Source organism: Mycobacterium sp., assembly GCF_035570115.1.
Classification (GTDB): domain Bacteria; phylum Actinomycetota; class Actinomycetes; order Mycobacteriales; family Mycobacteriaceae; genus Mycobacterium.
The window spans coordinates 1-4,466 of the sequence record NZ_DATMLH010000125.1; the positions used below are offsets into that span (position 1 = coordinate 1).

2 protein-coding genes and 1 pseudogene are annotated in these 4,466 nt (G+C 63.3%); all 3 read right to left on the reverse strand.

Features of this window, described 5'->3' with window-relative positions:
- Nucleotides 1-1,799 (reverse strand): MMPL family transporter (locus tag VNW74_RS11705; protein WP_325676915.1); only part of this gene is annotated, 1,799 nt, incomplete at its 3' end.
- Complete coding sequence (locus VNW74_RS11710) at nucleotides 1,796-2,176, reverse strand: MmpS family transport accessory protein (protein ID WP_414686663.1); 381 nt, start codon at nucleotides 2,174-2,176, stop codon at nucleotides 1,796-1,798. The genes VNW74_RS11705 and VNW74_RS11710, both read right to left, overlap by 4 nt.
- 735 nt (nucleotides 2,177-2,911) lie before the next feature.
- Nucleotides 2,912-4,466: pseudogene (locus tag VNW74_RS11715) on the reverse strand (cyclase); the annotation flags it as partial.

Below are 4,466 nucleotides of genomic sequence, written 5' to 3' on the forward strand. Positions count from 1 at the left end.
CAGTGCTTGTCCCAATAGAAGTAGCTGCGAATCGGCCTCCAGAAGTCGTCGAAATCGGCGAAGTGGTCGCGGATTTTATCCGTGATCGCTGCCGTATCGGCCGTGGTTTTCGCGCTGTCGTCCGCCGCGTTCGCGAGATCCTGGGTCACCTTGTACTGACGCTCTAGTAAGGCGATGAGATCGTCGAGGTAGCCGGTGATCTTCTTGATGTCGCCGATGCGGGCCTTCAGGTAACTGAGGTTGTCGCGGATCGGTGCGCTCTGCACGCTGAGCTGGAACGGGATGGACCCGTCTTCAATTGGCGGGCCAAGTGGCCTCGTGATGCTCTGCACCCGTTCGATGCCGGGCACCCGGAAGATGGCTCCGGCAATCTTGTCCAGGACCAGCATGTCGGTGGGATTGCGCAGATCGTGGTCCGATTCAATCATCAGCAGGTCGGGGTTCAACCGGGCCTGGGTGAAGTGTTGATCGGCCGCGTTGTACGCCTGCACCGAGGCCGCGCTCTGCGGCAGGTAGTACAGGTCGTTGTAGCGCGGAGTGAAGCCCATCAGGCCCAGGGCGCCGACGATCGCCATGATGACGGAGATGGCGAGGATGGGCGCCGGCCACCGCACGATGGCCGTAGCCAGACGGCGCCACCGCGTGTAGTTGAACTCGCGCTTCGGGTCGAAGAGGCCGAAGCCGCTGGCGAAAGCGATCAGCGCCGGCGTCAGGGTTACCCCGGCGGCCACCACCACCAGCAGACCTACTGCACACGGAAATGCCAGCGAATTGAAGTAGGGCAGCCTAGTAAAGCGCAGGCAGGCCAGCGCGCCGACGATCGTCAAACCCGAGCCCAGCACCACCTTGCTGACACCGGCGAAGGTGTCGTAGTAGGCGGCTTCGGCGTCCAGGCCCCGTTCGCGGCCTTCCTGGTAGCGGCCGACCATGAATATCGCGTAGTCGGTTCCGGCCGCGATGGCCAGCGCCGTCAGCAAGTTGACGGCGAAGGTCGACAGCCCCATGATGCCGGTCTCGCCCAGCAGTGCTACCACACCTCGGCCGGTGGCCAGGCCGACGAACAAGATGACCATCGTCAACAGCACGGTGCCAATGGATCGGTAGACGAACATCAGCATGATCGCGATGATGATGATGGTGATGATCGTCATCTTGGCCAGGCTCGCGTCACCGACCACGATCGTGTCGGCGGTCAGGGCTCCCTGTCCGGCGACGTAGGCCTTCACCCCCGCCGGCGGCTTCGAGTCCGCGACGATTTTGCGAACCGCGGCAACGGATTTGTCGCCGACGGCTCCGCCCTGGTCACCGCGCAGATTGACCTGGACGTAGGCGGCCTTGTGGTCGTAACTCTCGACACCTGAGGACGTGAATCGCTGCCCCCAGAAATTCAGCGCATGCTCGACGTGTTCGGTGTCGTTCTGAAGCTTCTTGACCAGCTCGTCATAATACCGGTGAGCGTCTTGGCCGAGAGGTTTGTCACCGACCAGGGTCACCAGCACGAGATTGTCGGAGTCGTACTCCTTGAATTTCGCCCCGAGGTGCTTCATACCGGTCACCGACGGCGCGTCGTTCGGCGAGAGCGGCACCGAGATTTCCTCGGCAACCTTCTCCAACTGCGGGACAAAGACGTTGACGCCGACCGCGATCAGCACCCAGACGATGACAATCGGCAGCGCCAAGATACGGATGGTGTGCGCTATCCGCGGTTTGCGCTCGACTTCGGTGCGCTGTGGGACGGGGATTTTGTCCGTGTCGCTGGTGTCGCTGGTGTCGTCGGTGCCGCTGGTGTCGTCGGTCACGCGGACTTATCCAAGCAGGAAACCTGCGCGTCGCGCGTGTTGACCTGTTGTTGATCGACCAACTTGCCGTCGACGGTGATCCGGCAGCCGATGGACGGGCTGTCCCCTTGAGCGATGACGTAGGCGAAGATGCCGGGCATCTCGGCGACGATCGTCTTCGACCACGGCAACGTGGTGAAGTTGGCCTTCTGCGGAAGTGACTCCGCATCCATCCAGTTGACGACGCCGGTTGTCCCGGGTGGTCCCAGGATTTCGTAGATGGCGGTCTTGGCCGCGTACGGCGGGGTCGCGTCCCGGGGGTCGGGCTTGGGCAAGCCAGGTCCTGGGAAGACGCCGTTGAGTCGTCCCACCGCCACGCCGCCGATGATCAGTGCCACGATCACGACCAGTGGAACCCATGCCCGCCTGAGTAACCTCAAAACCACCGTGCCCCCCGACTAGGAATGCCCGACGGGCTGATATTAAGGCATCTCGTCGCGTACGCCACCGCTAGCCGAACGCCGTCGCTGCCTAGTTCATTCCTGGGGTGCGCCGTCACCTCGGAGCGGCGCCGCCAGCCCGGGCCGCAGCCACGCCGCTCCTTGCGCTCCACCGGATCAGTTTGCTGGGCGACGACGTGACGCGAGGGCGGGCTACTCGGTGCGAGCGAAAGACGGCTAAGTTAGTTTCAGAAAATAATTAATTGGCTGGCGCATGCTGTCCGTTTGGATTGCACGCCATGTGTTTTCGGTGACGTCAATTGTTCGCCGCCGACCCGAAATCAGCACCGATTTAGGGCCATAGCGCGTACCCTGAGCGGTATGGCTACCAAGACGAAGGTCAAGACCTGCGTGCATTGCGGCCACACGTTCGATCCCCACGACCGACACCGTGACCTGTCCAATCCGGACTGGCATCCAGCCGCATCAGTTTATTGTTCGCCTTATTGTTGTGACCGATACCATTTGGAAATGGTGCATTGCTGCTCGACCCACGTGAAAGAGAAGGCTCGGCGCGAAGCCGCCAAGGCGGCGCGATAACCCGCTCCTTCATGAGGGGTCTCAACAATATTCACGCGAGCGGGATATTCCCTGCACGCAAGTCTTGACAATAAATGTCGGTTTCGTGCGCGCTCATGGCATTGCGTCGGCCCACTCGATATGCCCTTCGAAGCCAAGCGCTTTCGCCATCTCGCGGTAGCGATCTCGGAGGTGCGCGTAAGCAGCGGCCTCGCCCCTAGCCTGCGCCAGGCGAGCCCGCAGCCGCAGCAGCCAGATCTCGCGCACCGCGAAACCGCTGTCGGCCTCCGCTGACCGCTCGATCGCGGCCTCCGCTAACCTCTCGATCGCGGCCTCGGCTTCGGCTAAGTCACCTTCGGCGCCCCGATCGACCAGTGTCTCCACCAGAACACCCGTCGCCGGAATGCTCCACCCCAGCAGCCGTCCGTCGCGGAACTGGCCGTCTGCGGCCGCGCGCAGGACCGGTATGGCGCCATCGCGATCTCCGCGTTGAGCATTCTCACGAGCCAGGCAGACCTCGACGATCGGTAAATCGGCCAGGAAGAACCCCCGGCTCCGGAACACTTCACCGACCTCCGCCAGGATCTGCTGTCCCCGGTCGCGCTCCGTGTTGGTCCGGCGGTGTACCAGCGCAATGCCCAGCGTCATCCGGGCGATCGCAACCGCGACATCATCACCGGATTGTTCGGCAATTCGCAGGGCGTCCTCGATCTCGCCCATCGCGCGATCGTCGGGCCTCAGCATGCCCGGCGGTATTGCTGCGGAGTAAGAGTAGGTGACAACGGTGGCGTATGACATCGGGTCAGTGCTGCGGGCCATGGCGAGGCCGTGCCGCAGGTCGTCGCGCCATCCGGGACGTCCCAGGCAATAACTGGCCGTACCCCGCGTCGTTAAGGCGAGCGCTAACGGAGAGCCGATGATGAAGTTGCCTTTTGAGGGATCCCCGTCGGCCAGGTCGATAACCTTTTGTGACCACCGCAGCGCGTCAGGCCACTCGGCGCACTCAGCTCTGGCGTAGATCGATGCGAGGGACAAACCCACCGTCAAGGTCGGATCGTCGAGCGACTCGATGAGGGCCATCGCTTCCGATGCCAGCCCCGACGCCTCGCGCAGCCGGGCCTGATGCATGTGATCCATCACTTGCCCGGACATTGCGATGGCCAGTGACGCCTTGTCCCCGGCCGCGGCGCACAACTCCCGCAATTCCTCAAAGAGGGCGCCTGTCGCATGTTCATGGACTCGCCAGGCGATCCCGCACAACATGGTGCGAGGAGCAATGCGCATGGATGCTCGGTCGGGGTCATCGGCGGGCAGAGCGTCGGCGATCGTCCGGGCACGCTCCCAACTCCGCCATGCCGCGGCGATGTCGCGGTTGGTCGCCCAGGTTGCGGCCCGCATTTGCCAGCCGTAAGCGGCGTGCCCATCACCGGCCGCCTCCAGATGCTCGGCAATCAAGGCGGCATTTTCATCGCCGGCTAACGGGTTACGTGATTCGATGGCGGCCGCGACGCGCCGATGCAGCTCGGCGCGATCCGATTCGACCTGGCGTTCGTAGGCGACCGTGCGGATCGACGGATGGTGAAACACGTACACCGGTTGCCCGGTGAAGCGGACCTGATCGATGAGCTGGGCGGCCAGCAGATCATCCACGACTGCTTCGACTCCCAGC